The sequence below is a fragment of the Streptomyces sp. NPDC021012 genome, from assembly GCF_044333355.1.
Classification (GTDB): domain Bacteria; phylum Actinomycetota; class Actinomycetes; order Streptomycetales; family Streptomycetaceae; genus Streptomyces.
The window spans coordinates 456,902-482,180 of sequence record NZ_JBIRQU010000001.1 but is presented as its reverse complement, the minus strand read 5'-3'; the positions used below and the strand labels follow the sequence as shown (position 1 = coordinate 482,180).

Below are 25,279 nucleotides of genomic sequence, written 5' to 3'. Positions count from 1 at the left end.
GTCAGAAGAACCTCGGGTCGTCGAAGGCGCCGGTGGAGAGCAGGTACACGTACAGGTCGCAGACGGCGACGCTGATCAGCGACGCCCAGGCGAGTTGCATGTGACGCCGGTTCAGGCGCCCCACCCAGGTCCACAGCCGGTAGCGGACGGGGTGCTTCGAGAAGTGCTTCAGCCGTCCGCCGACGATGTGCCGGCAGGAGTGGCAGGAGAGGGTGTACGACCAGATGAGGACGATGTTGACGAGGAAGACCAGCGTCCCGAGCCCGGCGTGGCCCCAGGCGTAGTGCCCGTCCCGGAAGGTCAGGACGGTGTCGTACGTGAGGATGCCGGCGACCGGCACCGCCGCGTAGAAGAAGTACCGGTGGAGGTTCTGCAGGAGCAGCGGGAAGCGGGTCTCGCCCGTGTACGCGCGGTGGGGCTCGGCCACCGCGCAGGCCGGGGGAGCCGCCCAGAACCCCCGGTAGTACGCCTTGCGGTAGTAGTAGCAGGTCAGCCGGAACCCCAGGGGGAAGACCAGGATCAGCAGGGCGGGGGAGAGCCCCCACCAGCTCCCGAAGAGCGCCCAGTTCGGGCCGCCGCGCATGGGGACGCAGTTCTCCGCGAGGCAGGGCGAGTAGAACGGGGAGACGTACGGCGCGGCGTAGTAGTGGGCGTTGGCGAAGGCCCGCCACGTCGAGTACGCGACGAAGGCGAGCAGTCCGGCGGCGGTGGCGGCGGGGGAGAGCCACCAGCGGTCGGTGCGCAGATGGCGGGCGGCGATGGAGGCGCGCCCCGGGGAGCGCACCCCCGTCGCCGCCCCCGCGGGGGGTTCCGTACCTGTGGCCAACAGGGCCTCCTCGGCTCCTCGGCGCTACGGCTTCACGGCTCTACGGTGCGTGGTGGTCGCGGGCTCCCAGGCCCTCGTCGTCGACGTCGGTCCACATTCCGGCGTCGTACGGGGCCTCGGGGATGGTCACCATGCTCTCCGCACGGCCGGGGGCCGGCGCGGGAGACGCGCCGCGCTCCGTCCCGACGCGGCGTTCCAGCTCTTCGACCGTGTGCTCCAGGTCCTGCAAGCGGCGCTTGACGGCCGCCAGATCGTCCTGAACGGACATGGTTGCCCTCACCTTCGTGAGTGTCGCGCGTCACATCCCGCTTGGGAAGTCGTGTGCACGAGCGGTTGGGCCGCACGAGTGGGGTTTGCCGGCCGTGCCGCCGTGTCGCCGTGGCCGCATCCGGTCCGTGCTTTTCAGTGTATGAGCAATAGGTCTGATCATCTCCAAATGGAATAAATCTGGACGAAGGGGTACAAGTCATGTCCCAGATCGGCGCCCCTCGCGGGAGGACATGCTCCAGGAGCCCCCGCTCCCGCACGCTCCGCTCCGTCGCCGCCCTGACCAGCGCGGTCCTCGCCGTCACCGTCCTCGCCGGCTGCAGCTCCGGCGACGAGGCCGACGAGGCCCCGGCCGCGGCCCAGGACAACGCGCCCGCGGCACGGGACAAGGTCGCCGACGGGGGCACCCTGCGCTGGGCCGTCGACGCGCTGCCCACCACGCTCAACGCCTTCCAGGCCGACGCCGACGGCACCACCTCGCGCATCGCCGGGGCCGTGCTCCCCGCCCTCTACACGATGGACGAGCGGGGCCGCCCCAAGCTGAACCCCGACTACCTGGAATCCGCCCAGGTCGTCGAGACCGAGCCCCGGCAGGTCGTCCTCTACAAGCTCAACCAGCAGGCGGTGTGGAGCGACGGACGCGAGATCGGGGCCGCCGACTTCGTGGCCCAGTGGCGCGCGCTGAGCGGCCGCGACACCGCGTACTGGACCGCCCGCAACTCCGGCTACGAGCGGATCGAGAAGATCGAGCGGGGCAAGGACGACCTGGAGGTCCGGGTCACCTTCGCCAAGCCGTACGCCGACTGGCAGTCCCTCTTCACCCCGCTCTACCCCAAGCAGGTGATGGGCTCCCCGAACTCCTTCAACGACGGGGCGCGCACCACCCTCAAGGCCACTGCAGGACCGTTCCTGCTCAAGGAGGTCGACCGGAAGGGCGGCGACGTCACCCTCGTCCGCAACCCCCGCTGGTGGGGACAGCAGCCCAAGCTCGACAGCCTCGTCCTCAAGGCCGTCCCCCGGGCCGACCGGGGCGCCGCCCTCGCCGCCGGCGACCTCGACCTGGCCGAGATCGACCGGCCCGTGGCCGAGCGGATCTCCCTCGCCCTCCGCGACGCCCGGGCCGGGCGGAGCGGCGCCCAGGCCGCCCTCGCCCACGGCCCCGGCTCCGCGATCACCCCCTCCAAGGCCCTGAAGTCCTGGGCCCTCGCCCACGGCTCCGACGACGAGAAGGCGGCCGAGGTCACCGCCGCCCGCAAGAAGAACCAGGAGGCCGTCGCCGCGTACGCGAGCGCCCAGGACACCCTGGCGAAGTACGTGGTCCGCAAGTCCCTGGAGCCCGCCTACACCCAGCTCTCGCTGAACGGCGAGTCCGGCCCGCTGGCCGACGAGCGGGTGCGGCGCGCGGTGGCCCGCGCCATCGACCGCCAGGAGCTGGCCGAATCCGTACTGAAGCCCCTCGGCCTCCCCGCCCGGCCCCCCGGCAGCCACCTCGCCCTCGCGGGCCAGGCCGCCTACGCGGACGGCAGCGACGCGCTCGGCGGCCAGGACACCAAGGAGGCGCGGGCGCTCCTCGCCGACGCGGGCTGGGTCCCCGGCGGCGCGCTCCGGAAGCCCGCCGGCACGAAGGCGGGTAGCGAGGCGGAGAAGGAGGCGGAGAAGAAGGCCGCGGAGAAGGCCAAGAAGACCGGGGGCTCCACCGACGCCAAGAAGAAGAGCGACACCGCCTCCGACGAGGGCCTCTACATCGTCGGCGACGACAAGCCCGGCGACCGCCCCGCCACCGTCGGCGCGAACGGCCCCGACCACGGCACCGACGCCCTCACCCCCACCGCCGTCCGCCAGAGCGCCGCCCTCCTCGCCCGCGCCGAGGCGCTCGACACCGGCGCCCACGCCGCCCAGCAGGCCGCCAAGCCGGACCGGGGCGTGGCCGGGGCCTACGCCCCGCGCGGCACCGCCGCCCCCGTGACGGCCCCCGACGCCGCCCGGGCCCAGGCCCTCGGCAAGGACGGCAAGGCGCTCAGCCTCCGCTTCGTCCTGCCGTCCGGGCCGGGCTCGGAGTCGCTGCGGTCGGTCGGGGACAGGATCGTCCGGATGCTCGACGCCGTGGGCATCCGCACCGAGGTCACCAAGGTCTCCGACGACAGCTTCTTCAAGGACCACATCGCCTCGGGCGACTACGACCTGGCCCTCTACTCCTGGCCGGCCTCCGCCTTCCCGGCGACCGACGCCCGGCCGATCTTCGCCAAGCCCGAGCCGGCCTCGGACGGCTCGCTCCTGGTCGAGCAGAACTACTCCCGGGTCGGCACCGACCGCATCGACCAGCTCTTCGACCAGGCGGCGGGGACGCTCGACGAGGAGGAGGCCCGTGACCTCGTGCGCCAGGCCGACGCCCGGATCTGGGCCGCGGCCGGCTCCATCCCCCTCTACCAGCGCCCGCAGCTCGTCGCCGCCAGGGCCGACCTGGTGAACGCCGGGGCCTGGGGCCTCGCCGCGCCCCGCTACCAGGACATCGGGTTCAAGAAGCCCGAAACGACCCATGGTAGCGAGCGCAACCACTGAAAGTGCAGGTCGCAACCTCAGAAGCAGCTCAAGTTCCTTGCCCGCCGGAGACCCCGGCGGGCAGGATCGCGTCGGCCCCTTGACCCGGTCCGCATGACTTTCCCCACACCCTGAAACCCCCTAGTAGACCCTCTCGGATCCAGCCGGGGAAGCCCCTTGCGCGGCAGCCCCGTACCATAGGACATAGCCGTGGCGCGTCCGCCCGGCGGGCGTAAGAGGAACTGACGCCGATTCCCACGATCCGAGAGAAGCGCAAGCCACCCATGCCCACGCGCCACGACATCCGTAACGTCGCCATCGTCGCCCACGTCGACCACGGCAAGACGACCATCGTCGACGCCATGCTCAAGCAGGCCGGTGCCTTCGCCGCCCACCAGCAGCTCGACGACCGCATGATGGACTCGAACGACCTGGAGCGTGAGAAGGGCATCACGATCCTCGCCAAGAACACGGCGGTGAAGTACCACCCCAAGGACGGCGGGGCCCCGATCACGATCAACATCATCGACACCCCCGGCCACGCCGACTTCGGTGGCGAGGTCGAGCGCGGTCTGTCGATGGTCGACGCCGTCGTCCTCCTGGTGGACGCCTCCGAGGGTCCGCTCCCGCAGACCCGCTTCGTGCTGCGCAAGGCCCTCCAGCAGCGCAAGCCCGTCATCCTCTGCATCAACAAGACGGACCGCCCGGACTCCCGGATCGACGAGGTCGTCAACGAGACCTACGACCTCTTCCTCGACCTGGACGCCGACGAGGACCAGATCGAGTTCCCGATCGTCTACGCCTGCGGCCGCGACGGCATCGCCTCGCTGACCAAGCCGGAGGACGGCACGGTCCCGCAGGACTCCGACAACCTGGAGCCCTTCTTCTCCACCATCCTGGAGCACGTCCCGGCCCCGTCCTACGACGAGGAGGCCCCCCTCCAGGCCCACGTCACCAACCTCGACGCCGACAACTTCCTCGGCCGCATCGCGCTGCTCCGCGTCGAGCAGGGCGAGCTGCGCAAGGGCCAGACGGTCGCGTGGATCAAGCGTGACGGCAGCATCCAGAACGTCCGCATCACCGAGCTGATGATGACCGAGGCGCTCACCCGCAAGCCGGCCGAGGTCGCGGGCCCCGGTGACATCTGCGCCGTCGCCGGCATCCCGGACATCATGATCGGCGAGACCCTGGCCGACCCGGAGAACCCGATCGCGCTTCCGCTGATCACGGTCGACCAGCCGGCCATCTCCATGACCATCGGCACCAACACCTCGCCGCTCGTCGGCCGCGGCGGCACGGGCAAGGGCGCGGACGCCAAGGCGGCCGTCAAGGACCGCAAGGTCACCGCCCGCCAGGTCAAGGACCGTCTGGACCGCGAGCTCATCGGCAACGTCTCGCTCCGCGTCCTCGACACCGAGCGTCCGGACGCCTGGGAGGTCCAGGGCCGTGGTGAGCTCGCGCTCGCCATCCTGGTCGAGCAGATGCGCCGCGAGGGCTTCGAGCTCACCATCGGCAAGCCGCAGGTCGTCACCAAGGAGGTCGACGGCAAGATCCACGAGCCCGTCGAGCGCCTCACGGTCGACGTCCCCGAGGAGCACATGGGCGCGGTCACGCAGCTCATGGGCGTCCGCAAGGGCCGCATGGACAACATGTCGAACCACGGCTCCGGCTGGGTCCGCATGGAGTTCGTCGTTCCGTCCCGCGGCCTCATCGGCTTCCGTACGGAGTTCCTCACCAACACCCGCGGTACGGGCATCGCCCACTCGATCCACGAGGGCCACGAGCCGTGGTTCGGCCAGCTGGTCACCCGTAACAACGGCTCCCTGGTCGCCGACCGCGCCGGTGCGGTCACCGCCTTCGCGATGACCAACCTCCAGGAGCGCGGCGTCCTGTTCACCGAGCCCGGCACCGAGGTGTACGAGGGCATGATCGTCGGCGAGAACTCCCGCTCCGACGACATGGACGTGAACATCACCAAGGAGAAGAAGCTCACCAACATGCGCTCCTCCTCCGCCGACTCCTTCGAGGCGATCGTCCCGCCGCGGAAGCTCTCCCTGGAGCAGTCCCTGGAGTTCTGCCGCGACGACGAGTGCGTCGAGGTCACCCCGGAGGCCGTGCGCATCCGCAAGGTCGTCCTGGACCAGAAGGAGCGCGGTCGTTCCGCTTCCCGCGCCAAGAACGGCTGAGTAGGGTCGCATACGGCCGCTGACGGCGGGGTAGGTCACGGGCCTGTGATCTTCGCCGCTCTCGGCTGACGCGACGTCAGGACCGGAGCCCGGGCCCCCACGGACACTGTGGGGGCCCGGGCTTTTCGTCAAGTTTCGTCAAATCCATTTCGGGGGCCGGGCGTCCGCATATCGGGGATCGCTCTCCGGTACGTGTGTTAACGGTCCGTTTCGCGGGTGTCTGTCTGTGCTCAGTTTGTCCGGATTTCGGTCTTCAGGACCCCGCCGATGTTGTCAAAACGAGACCACTTAAGTGTGGTTTACAGCCCGGACGTACTTAATAGTTGGCTCCATTGAGCTCGGGTCAATGGGTCACGCACTGTGGGGAGTGCCGACTCACGAGCACACTCGGGGCACTTGAGTCCAAAGCCGTCAGGGGTGTCGGCGAAACTCGAAGTGCCCCTCTTGTAGTGACAAAGTGGACTCATGAGGAGGAACCCATGCGCGGTGCCAAGAGCGCCAAGTGGGTAACGGGCGCGATCATCGTCGCCCTTGCTGCGACCGCCTGTGGCGGGGGTAAGAGCGACGGCGGCAGCGACGCCAAGGCTGTTGACCCGAACGGAATCTTCTCCATCGAGCTGGGCGAGCCCGAGAAGCCCCTGCTCACCGGCGACACGATGGAGTCCAACGGCTCCGCCGTCATGGCCGGCCTGTTCTCGACCCTGGTCGACTACAAGGCCGACGGCTCGCTGACGATGGTCAACGCCGAGTCGGTCACCACGACGGACTCGAAGACCTGGACCGTCAAGCTCAAGCCGGGCTGGACCTTCCACGACGGCACCCCCGTCACCGCCAAGTCCTACGTGGACGCGTGGAACTGGAACGCCAGCCTGAAGAACGCCCAGGGCCTCGCGTCCTGGTTCGCGGACATCAAGGGCTACGACAAGGTCCACCCGGAGGCCGAGGGCGCCAAGCAGACCTCCGACAAGCTGGACGGTCTGAAGGTCGTCGACGAGAACACCTTCACGATCGAGCTCTCCAAGGCCGTCCCGTACTTCGGCCACAAGCTCGCGTACATCGTCTTCGCGCCGCTCCCGGAGTCCTTCTACAAGCTCGACGCGAAGAGCCGCGGCGCGGCCCCGATCGGCAACGGTCCCTACAAGTTCAAGAGCTGGGACCACAAGAAGAAGATCGAGATCGTCCGCTACGACGGCTACAAGGGCCCGAACAAGGCGAAGAACGGCGGTGTGGTCTTCAAGAACTACACCACCCTCGAGGCCGCGTACGAGGACCTGAAGTCCGGCAACGTCGACGTCCTGCGTCAGATCGCCCCGAAGGACCTCCCGGTCTACCGTCAGGACCTCGGCGACCGCGCCGTGGACCAGGCGTACTCCGCGATCCAGACCCTCGCCGTCGCCTTCTACGCCGACCAGTGGAAGAAGCCGAAGCCGGTCGACCCGCGCGTCATCCAGGGTCTGTCCATGGCGATCGACCGCGCCACCATCACCAAGACGGTGCTGAACGGCACGCGTGAGCCCGCGACCGGCTGGGTCGCCAAGGGCGTCCTGGGCTTCCAGGAGGACGGCGGCGACGGCGTCACCAAGTACGACCCGGCCAAGGCCAAGGAGCTCATCAAGGCCGGCGGCGGCGTCCCCGGCAACAAGATCTCCATCCAGTACAACGCCGACGGTGGCCACAAGGAGTGGGTGGACGCTGTCTGCAACTCCATCCAGCAGGCCACCAGCGTCCAGTGCGTCGGCGACGGCAAGCCGGACTTCCAGGCCGACCTGACCGCTCGTAAGACGAAGCAGGTCAAGTCGTTCTACCGCTCCGGCTGGGTGCTCGACTACCCGGTGAACGCCAACTTCATCTCGGACCTGTTCCGTACGGGTGCCGGCGGCAACCAGGGCGACTTCTCCAACAAGGAGCTGGACGCCAAGATCGCGAAGGCCGACTCCGCCAAGACCCTTGACGAGTCCGTCAAGGCCTACCAGGCGATCGAGAAGGACCTCAAGAACTACATGCCGTCCATCCCGCTCTGGTACTACAAGGTCAACGCGGGCTTCTCCGAGAAGGTTTCGGGTGTCGCCTACGGCCAGGACGGCGACCCGATCCTGACCGGCGTCGAGGTCAAGAAGTAATCACCCAAGCGTAGTCCGCACGCCGTCACGGGACTTGGCGGATCGTCAAGTCCCGTGGGGGCGCCTTACGCAGCGGCTGGGGGGCCCTTCCACGACATCACCGTGCCCGGATCCGGGCATGGTGTCGGGGGAGGGCCCGTCGGTTGCGCTGTCACATCTCAACGGAGGCATGATGGGGCGTTATGTCGCACGACGACTGCTCCAGATGATCCCGGTTTTCCTCGGGACGACCCTGCTGATCTTCGCCATGGTGCACCTTCTGCCCGGTGACCCCGTGCTTGCCATGTTCGGCGACAAGGGCGCCGACCCGGCGACGCTCGCCGCGAAGCGCCATGAACTCGGCCTCGACAAGCCGGAATGGCAGCAGTATCTCTTCTACATGCGGGACATGATCCTGCACCTGGACTTCGGTACCCAGATCCGCAACGGACGACCGGTCACCGAGGTGCTGGGCGACGCGTTCCCCATCACCCTCCAGCTCGCCGCTCTGGCCTTCGCCATCGAGCTGATCTTCGGCATCGGCCTCGGCATCATCGGTGGTCTGCGCGCCGGCCGGCTCGCCGACAACCTGATCCTGATCTTCACCCTGCTGATCATCTCGATCCCGGTCTTCGTCCTCGGCTACATCATCAAGATGGTGTTCGCCTTCAACCTCGGCTGGATCGCCCCGAACGTCAGCACCGAGCCGGTCCTGAGCGAGATGATCGCCCCGGCCGTCGTGCTCGGCGGACTCTCCCTCGCCTACGTGGCGCGCCTCACGCGCACCTCGATGGCGGAGAACCTGCGCGCCGACTACATGCGCACGGCCGTCGCCAAGGGCCTGCCGCGCCGCCGCGTCATCGGCGTCCACCTGATGCGCAACTCGATGATCCCCGTGGTCACCTTCCTCGGCACCGACATCGGCGCCCTCATGGGCGGCGCGGTCGTCACCGAGGCGATCTTCAACATCCACGGAATCGGCGGCGTCATCGCCGACTCGATCTCCCGGCGCGAGGGTTCGACCCTGGTGGGCCTCGTCACCATCCTGGTGATCGTCTACCTCGTCACCAGCCTGCTCATCGACCTGCTGTACGCGGTCCTGGACCCGAGGATCCGGTATGCCTGACGTGACCAAGACCGCTGCCGCCGTCGAGGACGCCGTCGCCACCCCCTCGGTGGACGCCTCCGCGCCCGCGGCCAAGCAGGAGAAGGCCCGCAGCCTCTGGGGCGACGCCTGGGTCGACCTGCGCCGCAACCCGTACTTCATCGTCTCGTCGACGCTGATCGTGCTGCTGCTGCTGATCTCGGCGTGGCCGACCCTCTTCACCAGCGCGTCCCCGACCGCCGGTGACCTGGTCCACCACTTCCTCGGCAAGCCGGAGCTGGGCAAGATCGGCTCGGCCGAGTGGCTGGGCTACGACGGGCAGGGCCGCTCCGTCTACTCCCGCCTGATCCACGGCACCCGCGCCTCCGTCACCGTCGGCATCGCGGTCACCGCGATCGTCACGATCGTCGGCGGCATCACGGGCATGATCGCCGGTTACTTCGGCGGCTGGGTCGACACGGTCGTCTCCCGGATCACCGACATCTTCTTCGGCATCCCGTTCCTGCTCGGCGCCATGGTCGTCCTGCAGTCCTTCACCGACCGGACCGTCCTGGTCGTCGTCTTCGCCCTCGCGTTCCTCGGCTGGACCCAGATCACCCGCGTCATGCGCGGTGCCGTGATCACCGTCAAGCAGGCCGACTACGTCCACGCGGCCAAGGCCCTCGGCGCGGGAACCAACCGGATCCTGTTCAGGCACATCCTGCCGAACGCCATGGCGCCCGTGATCGTCGTCGCCACCATCGCGCTGGGCGGCTACATCTCGGCCGAGGCCACCCTGTCCTTCCTCGGACTCGGCCTCGCCGCCCCGACCGTCTCCTGGGGTGTCGACATCTCCGCGGGCGTCGCCCAGATCCGAGTGGCCCCGCACATCCTGCTGTGGCCCTCGATCATGCTGAGCCTCACCGTTCTGGCGTTCATCATGCTCGGCGAAGCCGTCCGCAACGCCCTCGACCCCAAGCTGCGCTGAGGAGGGCGTAACAGATGAGCATCACTGACAAGACCGCGGCCGTCCCGGCGCCGCGCGGCGGTTCCGACCACACCGGTCCGCTCCTCGAAGTCAAGGACCTGCACGTCGAGTTCCACACCCGTGACGGTGTGGCCAAGGCGGTCAACGGCGTCAACTACTCGGTGAACGCCGGCGAGACCCTCGCCGTCCTCGGCGAGTCCGGCTCCGGCAAGTCCGTCACCGCCCAGGCCATCATGAGCATCCTCGACATGCCTCCCGGCAAGATCCCGCAGGGCGAGATCCTGTTCCGCGGCGAGGACATGCTGAAGATGTCCGAGGAGGAGCGCCGGAAGATCCGCGGCCGGAAGATCGCGATGATCTTCCAGGACGCGCTGTCCTCCCTGAACCCGGTCCTCAACGTCGGCTACCAGCTCGGCGAGATGTTCCGGGTGCACCACGGCATGTCCAAGAAGGACGCCAAGGTCAAGGCCATCGAGCTGATGGACAAGGTCAAGATCCCCGCCGCCAAGGCGCGGGTCGACGACTACCCCCACCAGTTCTCCGGCGGCATGCGCCAGCGCATCATGATCGCCATGGCGCTCGCCCTGGAGCCGGACCTGATCATCGCCGACGAGCCCACCACGGCTCTCGACGTGACCGTCCAGGCCCAGGTCATGGACCTCCTCGCGGAGCTCCAGCAGGAATACAACATGGGCCTGATCCTGATCACCCACGACCTCGGCGTCGTCGCCGACGTCGCGGACAAGATCGCCGTGATGTACGCCGGCCGGATCGTCGAGCAGGCGCCGGTGCACGAGCTGTACAAGCGCCCGGCCCACCCGTACACCCGCGGTCTCCTCGACTCGATCCCGCGCCTGGACCAGAAGGGCCAGGAGCTCTACGCGATCAAGGGCCTCCCGCCCAACCTGCTCAAGGTGCCCACCGGCTGCGCCTTCAACCCGCGCTGCCCCAAGGCCGACGACATCTGCCGCACGGAGATCCCGGCCCTGGTGCCGGTCACCGAGCAGGACGGCGCGGACCTCCCGGGCCGTAAGAGCGCCTGCCACTTCTGGAAGGAGACGATCCATGGCTGACCTCAGCAACAACGACGAGGCCGTGGCCGCCGCCATCGAGGCCCCCGTGGCCGCCGGCGAGCCGATCCTCCAGGTGCGCAACCTGCAGAAGCACTTCCCGCTGACGCAGGGCATCCTCTTCAAGAAGCAGGTCGGCGCGGTCAAGGCCGTGGACGGGGTCTCCTTCGACCTCTTCCAGGGCGAGACCCTCGGCATCGTGGGCGAGTCCGGCTGTGGCAAGTCCACGGTCGCCAAGCTCCTGATGAACCTGGAGCGGGCCACCGCCGGCGAGGTCTTCTACAAGGGCCAGGACATCACCAAGCTGTCCGGGCGCGCGCTGAAGGCCGTCCGCCGCAACATCCAGATGGTGTTCCAGGACCCGTACACCTCGCTGAACCCGCGCATGACGGTCGGCGACATCATCGGCGAGCCCTTCGACATCCACCCCGAGGTGGCCCCGAAGGGCGACCGGCGCCGCAAGGTGCAGGAGCTGCTCGACGTCGTCGGTCTGAACCCGGAGTACATCAACCGGTACCCGCACCAGTTCTCCGGCGGTCAGCGCCAGCGCATCGGCATCGCCCGAGGCCTCGCGCTCAACCCGGAGATCATCATCTGCGACGAGCCGGTCTCGGCCCTGGACGTCTCCGTCCAGGCGCAGGTCATCAACCTGATGGGGAAGCTCCAGGACGAGTTCAACCTCTCCTACATCTTCATCGCGCACGACCTGTCGATCGTCCGGCACATCTCGGACCGCGTCGGCGTCATGTACCTCGGCAAGATGGCCGAGATCGGTACGGACGAGCAGATCTACGAGCACCCGACGCACCCGTACACGCAGGCGCTGCTCTCCGCGGTGCCGGTGCCGGACCCGGAGGCCCGCGCGCACCGCGAGCGGATCATCCTCACCGGTGACGTCCCCTCGCCGGCCAACCCGCCGTCGGGCTGCAGCTTCCGCACCCGCTGCTGGAAGGCGCAGGAGAAGTGCTCGCAGGAGGTCCCGGTCCTCGCGATCCCGCAGCGCTTCCAGGGCCAGGACACCCCGGCCGCCCACTCCTCGGCGTGCCACTTCGCCGAGGAGAAGCAGGTCGTCCCGGTGAGCTGACGCACCGAGCGCGCACCGACCGCAGAAGGGCGCCCCCGTTCCGTACGTACGGAACGGGGGCGCCCTTCTGCATGCCGCCCGGCCGGTGGGCGTCCGTCCGGGCGTCGTAAAAGTGCACCTCCGTCAATATCGGGTGATATTGGGGCCTAAGTAAGACCCAGGACATACGGGAGGCACTCCATGCGCGGAGCCACGCACGCCAAGTGGGCCGCACTGGCCACCGCCGTCGCCCTCGCGGCGACGGCCTGTGGTGGCGGCGACAGCGGCGGTGGTGGTGGAGGGGCCGACGGCATCGTGAGTTCCTCGTGGGGCGACCCGCAGAACCCGCTGGAGCCCGCCAACACCAACGAGGTCCAGGGCGGCAAGGTCCTCTCCATGATCTTCCGCGGGCTCAAGCAGTACGACCCGAAGACCGGCGAGGCCAAGGACATGCTCGCCGAGAAGATCGAGACCACGGACTCGCAGAACTTCACCATCACGGTCAAGTCCGGCTGGACCTTCTCCAACGGCGAGAAGGTCACCGCGAAGTCCTTCGTCGACGCCTGGAACTACGGCGCCAGTCTGAAGAACAACCAGAAGAACGCGTTCTTCTTCGGCCAGATCGAGGGCTACGACAAGGTCCACCCCGACAAGGGCGAGCCCACCGCCGAGACCATGTCCGGCCTCAAGGTGACCGGCGGCCAGACCTTCACGGTGAAGCTCACCCAGAAGTTCTCCACCTGGCCCGTCACCCTCGGCTACGCGGCCTTCTCGCCGCTTCCCCAGGTCTTCTACAGCGACCATGCCGGCTGGCTCTCGAAGCCCGTCGGCAACGGCCCGTACACCGTCGACTCCTACTCCAAGGGCTCCCAGATGTCCCTGAGGAAGTGGGACGCCTACCCCGGCCCCGACAAGGCCCAGAACGGCGGCATCGACCTCAAGGTCTACACCGACAACAACACCGCCTACACGGACCTGACGGCCGGCAACCTCGACCTCGTCGACGACGTGCCCGCCTCCCAGCTCAAGAACGTCCAGGCCGACCTCGGCGGCCGGTACATCAACGTCCCCGCCGGCATCATCCAGACCCTCTCCTTCCCGTTCTACGACCCCGCGTGGAACAAGCCGGGCCAGGAGAAGCTCCGGCAGGGCCTCTCCATGGCGATCAACCGCCAGCAGATCACCGAGACGATCTTCCAGAAGACCCGCACCCCCGCCGTCGACTGGACCTCCCCGGTGCTCGGCAAGGAGGGCGGCTACAAGGACGTCTGCGGCGACTTCTGCAAGTACGACGCGGCCCAGGCGAAGAAGCTGGTCGCCGAGGGCGGCGGCATCCCCGGCGGCACGATGACGATCTCGTACAACGCCGACACCGGCTCCCACAAGGAGTGGGTGGACGCCGTCTGCAACTCCATCAACAACGCACTCGGCAACAACAAGGCCTGCGTCGGCAACCCGATCGGCACCTTCGCCGACTTCCGCAGCCAGGCCAGCACCCAGAAGCTGAAGGGCCCGTTCCGGGCCGGCTGGCAGATGGACTACCCGCTCATCCAGAACTTCCTCCAGCCGCTGTACTACACCGACGCCTCGTCCAACGACGGCAAGTACTCCAACCCCGAGTTCGACAAGCTGGTCAACCAGGCCAACGCCGAGTCCGACATCGGCAAGGCCGTCGGGCTCTTCCAGCAGGCCGAGGGAGTCCTCCGCGACGACATGGGTGCCATCCCGCTCTGGTACCAGAACGGCAGCGCCGGCTACTCGGACCGGGTCACCAACGTGACCCTGAACCCCTTCAGCGTCCCGGTCTACGACCAGATCAAGCTCAAGTGACGCCGTAGCAGTCCGACGGTGCACGGCCCGGGCCGCGGATCCCCGCGCCGGGCCGTACACCGTCCCGCAACCCACCCTGGAGGCCTCCCGTGGGTCGATACGTGATCCGGCGGCTGCTGCAGATGATCCCGGTCTTCTTCGGCGCCACGCTGCTGATCTTCCTGATGGTGAACGTGATGGGCGACCCCATCGCCGGCCTCTGCGGCGACCGCGCCTGCGACCCGGCCACCGCCGCCCAGCTGGAGAAGGAGTACGGCCTCGACAAGCCGGTCTGGCAGCAATACCTGACGTACATGGGCAACGTCTTCACCGGCGACTTCGGCACCGCCTTCAACGGCCAGCCCGTCACCGAGCTGATGGCCGACGCCTTCCCGGTCACCATCCGGCTCACCATCGTGGCGATCCTCTTCGAGATCGTCATCGGCATCACCCTGGGCGTCCTCACCGGCCTCAAGCGCGGCCACCCCGTCGACACCAGCGTCCTGCTGCTGACCCTGGTCGTCCTGTCCGTCCCCACCTTCGTCACCGGCCTGCTCATCCAGTACCTCCTGGGCGTCGAATGGGGCTGGATCAATCCGGCCGTCTCGCCCGAGGCGCCCTTCAACGAACTGATCGTCCCCGGCCTCGTCCTCGCGTCCGTCTCACTCGCGTACGTCACCCGGCTCACCCGGACCTCGATCGCCGAGAACAAGCGCGCCGACTACGTCCGCACCGCCGTCGCCAAGGGCCTGCCCCGCCGCCGGGTCATCAGCCGCCACCTGCTGCGCAACAGCCTCATCCCCGTGGTGACCTTCATCGGCGCCGACGTCGGCGCGCTCATGGGCGGCGCCATCGTCACCGAACGGATCTTCAACATCCACGGCGTCGGCTTCCAGCTCTACCAGGGCATCGTCCGCCAGAACACCCAGACGGTCGTCGGCTTCGTGACCATCCTCGTCCTGGTGTTCCTGCTGGCCAACCTTCTGGTCGACCTCCTGTACGCCGTCCTTGACCCGAGGATTCGCTATGCCTGAGCCGCTTGAACCCCTTGAGTCGTACGGAGAGGAAGGGCGCGCCATCGCCTCCACCGGAGCCGGGGGAGCGGCCGATCTCGGCACCCAGGAGGCCGAGACCCTGGAGAAGACGCCGGGCGGCCCCGAAGGAACCGGAGCCGACAAGAAGCCCCGCTCCCTCTGGTCCGACGCCTGGCACGACCTGCGCCGCAACCCGATCTTCATCATCTCCGCGCTCGTCATCCTCTTCCTGGTGGTCATCTCCATCTGGCCCTCGCTGATCGCCTCCGGAGACCCCCTCGACTGCGACCTGGCCAAGGCCCAGGAGGGCTCCCAGCCCGGCCACCCCTTCGGCTTCAACGGCCAGGGCTGCGACGTCTACACCCGGGTCGTCTACGGTGCCCGGACGTCCGTGACCGTCGGCGTCCTCGCCACCCTCGGCGTCGCGATCCTCGGCAGCGTCCTCGGCGGCCTGGCCGGCTTCTTCGGCGGAGCCTGGGACGGCCTCCTCTCCCGCATCACCGACGTCTTCTTCGCCATCCCCGTCGTCCTCGGCGGCCTGGTCCTGCTGTCCGTGGTCACCAGCGCCACCGTCTGGCCCGTCATCGGCTTCATGGTGCTCCTCGGCTGGCCGCAGGTCTCCCGCATCGCCCGCGGCTCCGTCATCACGGCCAAACAGAACGACTACGTCCAGGCCGCCCGCGCGCTCGGCGCCTCCAACTCCCGGATGCTGCTCCGGCACATCACGCCGAACGCCGTCGCCCCCGTGATCGTCGTCGCCACCATCGCCCTCGGCACGTACATCGCGCTCGAAGCGACCTTGTCGTACCTCGGCGTCGGACTGAAGCCGCCGACCGTCTCCTGGGGCATCGACATCTCCTCGGCGTCGCAGTACATCCGCAACGCGCCCCACATGCTGCTCTGGCCGGCCGGCGCGCTCGCGATCACCGTGCTCGCCTTCATCATGCTCGGCGACGCGGTGCGCGACGCCCTCGACCCGAAGCTGAGGTAGTCGCCCATGCTGCTCGAAGTGAAGGACCTGCACGTCGAGTTCCACACCCGGGACGGGGTGGCCAAGGCGGTCAACGGGGTCAACTACTCCGTCGACGCGGGGGAGACCCTCGCCGTGCTCGGCGAGTCCGGCTCCGGCAAGTCCGTCACCGCCCAGGCCGTCATGGGCATCCTCGACATCCCGCCGGGGAAGATCAGCGGCGGCGAGATCATCTTCCAGGGCCAGGACCTCCTGAAGCTCAAGGAGGACGAGCGGCGCAAGGTCCGCGGCGCCAAGATGGCGATGATCTTCCAGGACGCGCTGTCCTCCCTCAACCCCGTCATCAGCGTCGGCGACCAGCTCGGCGAGATGTTCCAGGTCCACAAGGGGATGTCCCGCAAGGACTCCCGGGCCAAGGCCGTCGAGCTGATGGACCGGGTCCGCATCCCCGCCGCCAAGGAGCGCGTCGGCCAGTACCCCCACCAGTTCTCCGGCGGCATGCGCCAGCGCATCATGATCGCGATGGCGCTCGCCCTCGAACCCGAGCTGATCATCGCGGACGAGCCGACCACCGCCCTCGACGTCACCGTCCAGGCCCAGGTCATGGACCTCCTCGCCGAGCTCCAGCGCGAGCTCAACATGGGCCTCATCCTCATCACCCACGACCTCGGCGTCGTCGCCGACGTCGCCGACAAGATCGCCGTCATGTACGCGGGGAAGATCGTCGAACAGGCCCCCGTGCACGAGATCTACAAGGCGCCCGCCCACCCCTACACCCGGGGCCTGCTCGACTCCATCCCGCGCCTGGACCAGAAGGGCCAGGAGCTCTACGCGATCAAGGGCCTGCCGCCCAACCTGCTCGCCATCCCGCCGGGCTGCTCCTTCAACCCGCGCTGCCCGCTCGCCCGGGACCGGTGCCGCACCGACGTGCCCCCGCTGTACGACGTGACCGAGTCCCCGGTGCCGCGCGCCAGCGCCTGCCACTTCTGGAAGGAGTGCCTCCATGGCTGAGGCGATTCTCGAAGTCCGGGACCTCCACAAGCACTACCCGCTGACCCAGGGCATCCTCTTCAAGAAGCAGGTCGGCGCGGTCAAGGCCGTCGACGGCGTCGACTTCGACCTCGCCGCCGGCGAGACCCTCGGCATCGTCGGCGAGTCCGGCTGCGGCAAGTCGACGGTCGCGAAGATGCTGGTCAACCTGGAGAAGCCGACCTCCGGGACGATCCGCTACAAGGGCGAGGACATCACCAAGCTCTCCCCGCGCGCGCTCAAGTCCGTCCGCCGCAACATCCAGATGGTCTTCCAGGACCCGTACACCTCGCTCAACCCGCGCATGACCGTCGGCGACATCATCGGCGAGCCGTACGAGATCCACCCCGAGGTCGCGCCCAAGGGCGACCGGCGCCGCAAGGTCCAGGACCTCCTGGACGTCGTCGGCCTCAACCCGGAGTACATCAACCGCTATCCGCACCAGTTCTCCGGCGGCCAGCGCCAGCGCATCGGCATCGCCCGCGGCCTCGCCCTCCAGCCCGAGATCATCGTCGCCGACGAGCCGGTCTCGGCGCTCGACGTCTCCGTCCAGGCGCAGGTCGTCAACCTCCTCGACAACCTCCAGTCCGAGTTCTCCCTCTCGTACGTCTTCATCGCCCACGACCTGTCGATCGTCCGGCACATCTCCGACCGCGTGGGCGTCATGTACCTCGGCCGGATCGTCGAGATCGGCACCGACGCCGAGATCTACGACCACCCCACCCACCCCTACACGCAGGCGCTGCTCTCCGCCGTCCCCGTCCCCGACCCGGAGGCGCGCGAGCACCGCGAGCGGATCCTCCTCACCGGCGACGTGCCGTCCCCGGCGAACATCCCCTCCGGCTGCCGTTTCCGCACCCGCTGCTGGAAGGCCCAGGAGCGCTGCACCCTCGAAGTCCCGCTCCTCGCCGTCCCGGCCGTCTTCCGCCTCACGGACAGCCCCGCGAAACACGACTCGGCCTGCCACTTCGCGGAGGAGAAGCAGGTGGTGCCGCCGGAGGAGCCGCAGGAGCCGTAACTCGCGGGCAATCCGCCGGAATTGGATCCGATATACGGACATTGGACAGTGGAGCTTGTACGGCCGTGCGGGTGCCGTGAAGCCGGCCGGGGCGCGCCATGTCGCCCCGGCCGGCTGCCACACTCCGTTCATGCGGAACGGCTTGTTTCGTCGCGTCGCGACCGTGAGTATCGGGGCCGTGACTGTGACACGACCGGCACGTCTCACCGGCGCCGCGCTCTGCGCCGCGCTCGCCCTCATCGCCGCCGTGTGGATCCTCCAGGACCTCGCCGCGCTCGGCTCGCCCGCCGACCTCGCGTGGTACTGGGCCGGGGACCACCACTTCCTGATCCGGGGGCGGTCCACCACCTCCCTGGTCGACCCCGTCCTCCTCGCCGCGTACGCCGCCTGCGCCGTCGCCGCGCTCCGCTCACGGCACGCGGCCTCCGCGCTCGCCGCCGCCGGCACGGTCACCCTCGCCCTGCGGCTGCCCGGGCTCTGGGCGCCCGGGACCGGCGCCCTCGTCACCGCCCTCCTCGGCCTGGCCCTCGGCGCCGGACTCGTCCTCACCGCCGCCGTGGGCCGCCGCCCGGCGGACGCCCCGTACGAGCAGGAGCCCACCCGCCCCCGCACCGGCCCCGCCGTCACCGCCGGGCTCCTCCTCGCGGCCGCCGCGCTCGTCGTGGCCCTGTGGGAGCTGTACTGGGCCGGGGAACTGCCCCTGGACCTCACCGTCGACCGGTTCACCCGGGGCCGCTCCGTCGCCAGACCCCTCCTCGCGCCCCCGCCCGGCTGGCTCTCGGTGATGGTCGTCGGGCTGTACGGCACGGCCGCCGTCTCCTGCTTCGCACGGGCCCGCCACAGCCGGGCCTTCGGGCTCCTCGCCGCCCTGCTCCTGACGGCGGCCGGCCTCGGCGGGGTCGCCCGCGCCGTCCGTTACGAGACCCTCACCCAGCTCGGCGCCCTCGTCGGCAGGGACGCGGCGGACGCCCTCACCTCCGTCTTCGAACTGCTCGCCGGCCTCGCGCTGCTCGTGCTCCTCGCCGGGCGCGGCGCCCCCGCCGCCGCGCCCGGACCGTTACCGCCGGTCCGGGTGCCGGCCCCGCCCCACCCGAAACCGCCCGGCTGGTGACTCAGCCCTTCAGGCCGAGCGACCGCTTCAGGAAGTCCACCTGGAGCAGGAGCAGGTTCTCCGCCACCCGCTCCTGCGGCGTCATGTGCGTCACCCCGGACAGCGGCAGCACCTCGTGCGGCCGGCCCGCCGCGAGCAGCGCCGAGGAGAGCCGCAGCGCGTGCCCCACCACCACGTTGTCGTCCGCGAGGCCGTGCACGACCATCATCGGCCGGGCCGGCTCCTCCGGCGCGGACAGCCCGTCGTCGGTCAGCAGCGACTGCGCCGCGTACACCCCCGGGTCGTCCTGCGGGGTGCCGAGGTACCGCTCCGTGTAGTGCGTGTCGTACAGCCGCCAGTCCGTCACCGGCGCCCCGACCACGGCCGCGTGGAAGACGTCGGGCCGCTGGAGCACCGCCCGCGCCGCCAGGTAGCCGCCGTACGACCAGCCGCGGATCGCCACCCGGTCCAGGTCGAGCGGGAAGCTCCCGGCCAGCGCCCGCAGCGCCTCCACCTGGTCGTCGAGCGTCGGCGTGAGGTCCCGCAGGACCGACTTCTCCCAGGCGGGGGAGCGGCCCGGCATGCCCCGGCCGTCCGCCACGACCACCGCGAAGCCCTGGTCGGCGAACCACTGCGAGGTCAGGTGCGGATTGTGCGCGGCGAGCACCCGCTGCCCGTGCGGGCCGCCGTACGGATCCATCAGGACCGGCAGCGGCCCGTCCCCCTCCGCGTACCCCGAGGGCAGCAGCACCGCGCACGGGACGCGCCGGGCCCCCGCCTCCGTCAGGCGCACGCGCGCGGAGACCACCGGCCGCTGGGCGTACGAGGCCACCACCGCGACCTGTTCGCCGTCCCGCAGCACCCGCGCCACGCTCCCCGGCTCCTCCGGCCGCGCCGACACCAGGACGGTCACCGCCCCCGAGCGCACCGCGCCGTGCACGCCCGTGCCCTCGGACAGCCGCTCGGCGCCCCGCGACGTCACCCGGTACACATGGATCTCGCCGGTCTCCGGCTCCGCCGCCGCCTCACCCGCCGAGGCCGACACCAGGACGTCGTCCGCCCCGATGTCCAGGACCGCCCGGACGTGCAGCTCCGCGCCCGTCCACGCCTCCTCCCCGACGGCGAGGGCCCGCGCCCCGCTCTCGTCCGTGATCCGTACGAGCCCGCCGCCCGGCCCCCGGGCCGGCACCCCGTGGTGCAGCTCCAGCCACGCCGGGTCCGCCTCCGCCCGTACGGTCGAGGTCTTCCCCGACTCCGGGTCCACCGCCAGGACCAGCTGCTCCCGCTGGTCCCGCGCCTGCACGAGCAGCAGCGGCGCCCCGGCCGCCGACCAGTGCACCCGCGCCAGGTACGGATACCGCTCGCGGTCCCACACCACCTCCGTACGGGAGCCGTCGAGGCCGTAGCAGTAGAGCCGCACCTCCGCGTTGGCCGTGCCCGCCGCCGGGTACCCGACCCGCTGCGGCTCCCGCTCCGGGTGCGCCGGGTCCGCGATCCACCAGCGCGTCACCGCGCGGTCGTCCGCCCGCGCCACGAGGAGCCGGTCCGAGGCGGGCGACCACCAGTAGCCGCGCTCCCGGCCCATCTCCTCCGAGGCGATGAATTCGGCCAATCCGTAGGAGACGTGCTCGTCCTCCGGGACGGCCAGCGCGCGGTCGCCCTCGCCGTCCGCGCCCACCACCCGCAGGGCGCCCTCCGCCACGTACGCGACGAACCGCCCGTCCGGCGAGGGACGGGGATCGAGCACCGGCCCCGGAACCGGAAGCTCCCGCGCCGTCCCCGCCCGCAGCTCCGCCGCGAACAGCCGCCCCGACAGCGCGAACGCCGCCAACTCCACGGCCGCGTCCACCGCGTACGCCACGATCCCGGCCGAGCCCTCCCGGCTCCGCTCCCGGCGCGCCCGCTCCTGCGGGGACAACTCCTCCTCCGCGCCCGCGAGCAGCACCGCCGGGTCGGCGGCCGTCCGCTCCCCGGGCTCGCCGTCCCGGGGCAGGTCGAGCACCCAGAGCCGGTGGGAACGGTCCGTCCCCGAACCGGACCTGACGAACACCACGCGCTCCCCGTCCGGGGAGACCGAGAAACCACGCGGGACCCCCAGGGTGAACCGCTGGGTCCGGGCGTGCTGACGGGGGAAGGAGAGCCCGGCCGAGGGTGTGGCCGGCTGCTGCGAAGACAAGGTCATGCGGCTGAAACTAGCGCTGTGCGCCCCCCTCGTGCCTCCGTCCGCCGATCGATGCGGCCGCACGGATAGTTATGATCCGTAGCGCTAGGTGGGTATGCATCGGACTGGCATGCCCTCTGGCACATGCTGATCGACCGAACCGCTCGAATATCCGACCGAAGGTGGAGGTGAACCGCCGTGGCACTCTCGATCTCCGTGGTGGTGCTGCTGGCGATCGTCGTCTTCCTGCTGATCCGGAAATCCGGGCTGAAGGCTGGACATGCGGCGGTCTGCGCGCTCCTGGGGTTCTACCTGGCGAGCTCGTCCATCGCCCCGTCCATCAGCACCCTCACCACGAACGTGGCGGGCATGATCGGCGGTCTCAAGTTCTGACCTCGTAGGGTGGGGGCATGTCCGATCTCCCCGCCCGCCGTCTGCTGCTCGTGCACGCGCACCCGGACGACGAGTCGATCAACAACGGCGCCACCATGGCCAGGTACGCGGCCGAGGGCGCCCTCGTCACCCTGGTCACCTGCACGCTCGGCGAGGAGGGCGAGGTCATCCCGCCCGACCTCGCCCACCTGGCCCCCGACCGGGAGGACCGGCTCGGCCCGCACCGCGTCGGCGAACTCGCCGCCGCGATGGCCGAGCTGGGCGTCACCGACCACCGCTTCCTCGGCGGCCCCGGGCGCTTCCGCGACTCCGGAATGATGGGCGCCGAGCAGAACAAGCGCCCCGGCGCCTTCTGGAGCACCGACGTCGACACCGCCGCGGCCCACCTGGTCGAGGTGATCCGCGAGACCCGCCCGCAGGTCCTGATCACCTACGACCCCGACGGCGGCTACGGCCACCCCGACCACATCCAGGCCCACCGGGTCGCCACCCGCGCCGCCGAACTCGCCGAGGACCCCTCGTACCGCCCCGACCTCGGCCCGGCCCACACGATCGCCAAGGTCTACTGGAACCGCGTCCCGCGCCCCGTCGCCGAGGCCGGATTCGCCCGGCTCCGCGCCGAGGGCTCCGCCTTCCCGGCCGTCGCCGAGATCGACGACGTGCCCGGCGTCGTCGACGAGGACCGGATCACCACCGAGATCGCCGCCGACCCCGCGTACGCGGCCCGCAAGACCGCCGCGATGGCCGCGCACGCCACCCAAGTCGCCGTCGACGGCCCCTTCTTCGCCCTCTCCAACGACCTCGCCCAGCCGATCTTCACCACCGAGTACTACGAACTCGTCCGGGGCACCTCCGGCGCCCCGGCGGGCGAGCGCGAGACGGACCTCTTCGCGGGGGTGACGGCATGAGCGACGCCCCGGTCCCCCCGGGCGCCCGGTACGCCTGGTACGGCGTCCTGCTCGTCCTCGGCGCCCTCGTCGGCACCGCCGGGTCCCTCGTCCAGGCGGCCTGGTTCCCCGGCGGCCTGCTCCTCGCCCTGCTCGCCGTCGCCGGCCTCTGCTACGGGGGGCTCCGCGCCACCGGCACCCAGCTCGGCGTCGCCTGCGCGGGCGGCGGCTGGCTCGTCTCCGTCGTCCTGCTCAGCCTCGGACGCCCCGAGGGCGACGGGGTGTTCGGCGGGGGCGGCGGCGAGCTGCTCTTCCTCTTCGGAGGCATGGCGCTCACTGTGATGTGCGCCACGCTGCCCAGGCTGCCGCGACCGGCCCCGTGAACAGCAGGACTTGAGACCGGGGACGTCCCGACTTCGGCCGGATTGCCCGTCGTCCGCAGCCCGGGGGTCGGGTATGAGCCGTCGGCGTTCAGTATGGTGGTGCGCGCCGCCGAACCGCCCGGGTCAACACGAGCATCAGCAAGAGCGGGCGGTGGAGCCAACCGGGAGATCCTGCTTTGAGTCGTGAAACTGGTCGAGAGACTGACAGTTCGTCCTCCGGCGCCCAGGGGCGCGGTGGAGCCGCCTACCCCTCGGGTACCCCGCCGTACGGATCCCGCCAGTATCCGTCGCTCCACCCCACGCAGGACGCGCCGGAGGAGACCTCCGCGCCCGCGCTGCCGGAGGAGCCCAAGACCGAGACCACGCTGACGACCCGGATCCGGATCAACATCCCGGGTTCGCGTCCGATTCCGCCGGTCGTGGTCCGCAAGACGGTCAACGAGGCGTCCGCCCCGGACCCCGAGCCCGTCGTGGAGCCGGAACCGGAGCCCGAGCCGGTGGCCGTGGCCCCGGAGCCGGTGGCCGCCGCTCCGGAGCCGCCGAAGGCGAAGGAGACGAGCGACTGGTTCGCCCCCCGCAAGGCGGCGGCCCCCAGCCCGTCCCCCGCCCCCGCGCCGTCCCCGGCCCCCGCGGCCGCCAAGCCCGCCCCGGCCGGACCGGACGCCCCGGGCACGGGCTTCGCGGGCTCGGCGACCTCCGGCGTCCCGACGGTCGGCACCACCCCGTCGAGCCGCCCGGTCACCGCGACGGCCCAGACGCCGCCGGGCAACCCGCTGTACGAGACCGGCACCCCGGCGTACGACGGCACGCCCGCGGGCGGCACGCCGATGTACGACGGGACCCCCGCGGGCGGCACCCCGATGTACGACGGGACCCCGGCAGGCGGTACCCCGATGTACGACGGCACGCCCGCCGCCGGCACCCCGATGTACGACGGGACCCCCGCGGGCGGCACCCCGGCGTACGACGGCACGCCCGCCGCAGGCACCCCGATGTACACCGGCACCCCGGCCTCCGGCACGCCCGCGTACCGCGGTCCGGGCCGTCCCGGTGGCCCGGCTGCGCCGACCGGCCCCACCACGGGCCCGGTCACCGGCACCGCCTCCCTCGGCGGCACCACCGCGACCGCCCCCTTCGGCGGCGGCCAGGGCGGCGCGGGCTCCCCGTTCGCGGGCGGCGCGCCCCGCATGTCGGACGACACGGCGGTCCTGACGCCGCAGCAGCCCGCTCCGGCGCCGCAGCCCGGACCGGGCGCGGCGGCCGACGGCGGCGCCCACATCTCCGGGGACACGCTCACCAGCGGCATCCCCGTGGTCCCGCCGAAGGCGGCCCGCCCGGACCTGACCCCGCGCATCGAGGAGCGCGCGACCCCGGCCCCCGCGCCGGCGCCGCGCCAGGCACCGGCGGCCGACCGGGCCCCGGCGAAGAAGGGCCGCTCCAAGCTGGTCCTCGCCGCCGTCGCGGTCGTCGGCCTCGCCGGCGTCGCCTACGGCGCCGGGCTCCTCCTCAACCACTCCGACGTCCCCAAGGGCACCACGGTGCTCGGGGTGGACATCGGCGGCGGTACGAAGGAGGAGGCCGTCGACAAGCTGGACGCGGCGCTCGGCAAGCGGGCCACCGCCCCGCTCCAGCTCAGCGTCGGCGGCAAGAAGGTCCAGCTGGCCCCGGAGAAGGCGGGCCTGGCGCTCGACAGCCAGGAGACCGTCCGCGCCGCCGCGGGCAGCGACTACAACCCGGTGTCGGTCATCGGCTCCCTCTTCGGCGGCGAGCGGGTCGCCAAGCCGGTCTTCCCGGTCGACAAGGAGAAGCTCGCCGTCGCCCTGACCGACCTGGCCGGCTCGTCGGCCTCGGCGACCGAGGGCACGATCCTGTTCGCCCCGAACAAGGTCACCCCGGTCGAGGGCAAGCCCGGACAGGGCCTGGACGTCCAGCGCTCGATGATCTCGGTGCAGGACGCCTTCCGCGCCCAGGTCGAGACGGGCCAGGGCAAGCTGGTCGAGCTGCCGGTCACCACCGTCCGGCCGACGGTCACCAAGGCCGAGCTGGACCGGGCGATGAAGGAGTTCGCGACGCCCGCCATGTCCGGTCTGATCCGGATCCAGGCGGGCGGCCGGCACATCGACTTCGGCCCGGCCCGGTCGCTGCCGCAGATCCTCTCCATGAAGGCCGTCGACGGCCGGCTGGTCGAGGTCTACGACAAGAAGGCGATCGAGCGGCTCCTCGACGGGACCTTCAACGGCGTCATGGTCACCAAGGGCGACGGCAGCAAGCACCAGGTCTCCGCCGACGACGTGGCCTTCGCGATGCGCGACGCCCTGATGGGCAAGACGCTCGCGGAGCGCACGAAGACGATCGACCTCACCGGCCAGGGCTGACGGCCCTCA

20 protein-coding genes are annotated in these 25,279 nt (G+C 70.4%); 17 read left to right on the top strand and 3 right to left on the bottom strand.

What is annotated here, in order from left to right:
- Nucleotide 1 precedes the first annotated feature (1 nt).
- On the bottom strand, nucleotides 2–826 hold the full coding sequence (locus tag ACH4TP_RS02180; RefSeq protein WP_398435267.1) for a hypothetical protein: 825 nt from the start codon (nucleotides 824–826) through the stop codon (nucleotides 2–4).
- A 40-nt stretch (nucleotides 827–866) separates the two neighbouring features.
- Entirely contained in the window at nucleotides 867–1,094 is a 228-nt protein-coding gene (locus tag ACH4TP_RS02175) for a hypothetical protein (protein ID WP_389231804.1), read from the bottom strand.
- 200 nt (nucleotides 1,095–1,294) lie between these two features.
- Between ACH4TP_RS02175 and ACH4TP_RS02170 the strand changes: the two genes are divergently transcribed.
- From ACH4TP_RS02170 to ACH4TP_RS02110, 13 genes are all read left to right on the top strand, one after another.
- Complete coding sequence (locus tag ACH4TP_RS02170; protein ID WP_389231801.1) at nucleotides 1,295–3,652, top strand: ABC transporter family substrate-binding protein; 2,358 nt, start codon at nucleotides 1,295–1,297, stop codon at nucleotides 3,650–3,652.
- A gap of 263 nt (nucleotides 3,653–3,915) precedes the next feature.
- Entirely contained in the window at nucleotides 3,916–5,817 is a 1,902-nt protein-coding gene (gene typA, locus ACH4TP_RS02165) for a translational GTPase TypA (RefSeq protein ID WP_389231798.1), read from the top strand.
- Nucleotides 5,818–6,296: 479 nt separating this feature from the next.
- Nucleotides 6,297–7,937 carry an ABC transporter substrate-binding protein gene (locus ACH4TP_RS02160; RefSeq protein ID WP_389231795.1) on the top strand — a complete coding sequence of 547 codons (1,641 nt, stop codon included), beginning with the start codon at nucleotides 6,297–6,299 and terminating at the stop codon, nucleotides 7,935–7,937.
- Between the two features lie 172 nt (nucleotides 7,938–8,109).
- Nucleotides 8,110–9,042 (top strand): ABC transporter permease, encoded by a 933-nt coding sequence (locus ACH4TP_RS02155; RefSeq protein ID WP_389231974.1) that lies wholly within the window; start codon nucleotides 8,110–8,112, stop codon nucleotides 9,040–9,042.
- Nucleotides 9,035–9,988: an ABC transporter permease gene (locus ACH4TP_RS02150; RefSeq protein ID WP_389231792.1), complete on the top strand. Its 954-nt coding sequence runs from the start codon at nucleotides 9,035–9,037 to the stop codon at nucleotides 9,986–9,988. Before ACH4TP_RS02155 ends, ACH4TP_RS02150 begins: the two co-directional genes overlap by 8 nt.
- Before the next feature lie 14 nt (nucleotides 9,989–10,002).
- Nucleotides 10,003–11,061, top strand: coding sequence for an ABC transporter ATP-binding protein (locus tag ACH4TP_RS02145; protein WP_398435264.1), 1,059 nt, complete (start codon nucleotides 10,003–10,005; stop codon nucleotides 11,059–11,061).
- Nucleotides 11,054–12,142 carry an ABC transporter ATP-binding protein gene (locus ACH4TP_RS02140; RefSeq protein WP_389231786.1) on the top strand — a complete coding sequence of 363 codons (1,089 nt, stop codon included), beginning with the start codon at nucleotides 11,054–11,056 and terminating at the stop codon, nucleotides 12,140–12,142. Before ACH4TP_RS02145 ends, ACH4TP_RS02140 begins: the two co-directional genes overlap by 8 nt.
- 180 nt (nucleotides 12,143–12,322) lie before the next feature.
- Complete coding sequence (locus ACH4TP_RS02135) at nucleotides 12,323–13,951, top strand: ABC transporter substrate-binding protein (RefSeq protein ID WP_398186672.1); 1,629 nt, start codon at nucleotides 12,323–12,325, stop codon at nucleotides 13,949–13,951.
- A gap of 89 nt (nucleotides 13,952–14,040) precedes the next feature.
- The gene (locus ACH4TP_RS02130) at nucleotides 14,041–14,964 is read left to right on the top strand and encodes an ABC transporter permease (protein WP_389231780.1); all 924 of its coding nucleotides are present in this window, start codon (nucleotides 14,041–14,043) and stop codon (nucleotides 14,962–14,964) included.
- On the top strand, nucleotides 14,957–15,955 hold the full coding sequence (locus ACH4TP_RS02125) for an ABC transporter permease (protein WP_389231777.1): 999 nt from the start codon (nucleotides 14,957–14,959) through the stop codon (nucleotides 15,953–15,955). The genes ACH4TP_RS02130 and ACH4TP_RS02125 overlap by 8 nt, the downstream gene beginning before the upstream one ends.
- 6 nt (nucleotides 15,956–15,961) lie before the next feature.
- Nucleotides 15,962–16,945 carry an ABC transporter ATP-binding protein gene (locus tag ACH4TP_RS02120; protein ID WP_389231774.1) on the top strand — a complete coding sequence of 328 codons (984 nt, stop codon included), beginning with the start codon at nucleotides 15,962–15,964 and terminating at the stop codon, nucleotides 16,943–16,945.
- The gene (locus ACH4TP_RS02115) at nucleotides 16,938–17,981 is read left to right on the top strand and encodes an ABC transporter ATP-binding protein (RefSeq protein WP_398435261.1); all 1,044 of its coding nucleotides are present in this window, start codon (nucleotides 16,938–16,940) and stop codon (nucleotides 17,979–17,981) included. The genes ACH4TP_RS02120 and ACH4TP_RS02115 overlap by 8 nt, the downstream gene beginning before the upstream one ends.
- Before the next feature lie 178 nt (nucleotides 17,982–18,159).
- Nucleotides 18,160–19,092 carry a hypothetical protein gene (locus tag ACH4TP_RS02110; protein ID WP_398435259.1) on the top strand — a complete coding sequence of 311 codons (933 nt, stop codon included), beginning with the start codon at nucleotides 18,160–18,162 and terminating at the stop codon, nucleotides 19,090–19,092.
- A 1-nt stretch (nucleotide 19,093) separates the two neighbouring features.
- Here ACH4TP_RS02110 and ACH4TP_RS02105 read toward each other — a convergent pair whose 3' ends face one another.
- Nucleotides 19,094–21,253 carry a prolyl oligopeptidase family serine peptidase gene (locus ACH4TP_RS02105; protein ID WP_398435257.1) on the bottom strand — a complete coding sequence of 720 codons (2,160 nt, stop codon included), beginning with the start codon at nucleotides 21,251–21,253 and terminating at the stop codon, nucleotides 19,094–19,096.
- Between the two features lie 177 nt (nucleotides 21,254–21,430).
- On the opposite strand from ACH4TP_RS02105, the gene ACH4TP_RS02100 reads away from it, so the two are divergent.
- From ACH4TP_RS02100 to ACH4TP_RS02085, 4 genes are all read left to right on the top strand, one after another.
- Entirely contained in the window at nucleotides 21,431–21,625 is a 195-nt protein-coding gene (locus ACH4TP_RS02100) for a hypothetical protein (protein ID WP_015035959.1), read from the top strand.
- A gap of 17 nt (nucleotides 21,626–21,642) precedes the next feature.
- The gene (gene mshB, locus ACH4TP_RS02095) at nucleotides 21,643–22,533 is read left to right on the top strand and encodes an N-acetyl-1-D-myo-inositol-2-amino-2-deoxy-alpha-D-glucopyranoside deacetylase (RefSeq protein WP_398435255.1); all 891 of its coding nucleotides are present in this window, start codon (nucleotides 21,643–21,645) and stop codon (nucleotides 22,531–22,533) included.
- Nucleotides 22,530–22,895 carry a DUF6113 family protein gene (locus tag ACH4TP_RS02090; RefSeq protein ID WP_389231759.1) on the top strand — a complete coding sequence of 122 codons (366 nt, stop codon included), beginning with the start codon at nucleotides 22,530–22,532 and terminating at the stop codon, nucleotides 22,893–22,895. The genes mshB and ACH4TP_RS02090 overlap by 4 nt, the downstream gene beginning before the upstream one ends.
- A 176-nt stretch (nucleotides 22,896–23,071) precedes the next feature.
- Nucleotides 23,072–25,270, top strand: coding sequence for a hypothetical protein (locus ACH4TP_RS02085; protein WP_398435253.1), 2,199 nt, complete (start codon nucleotides 23,072–23,074; stop codon nucleotides 25,268–25,270).
- The last annotated feature ends 9 nt before the right edge of the window (nucleotides 25,271–25,279 follow it).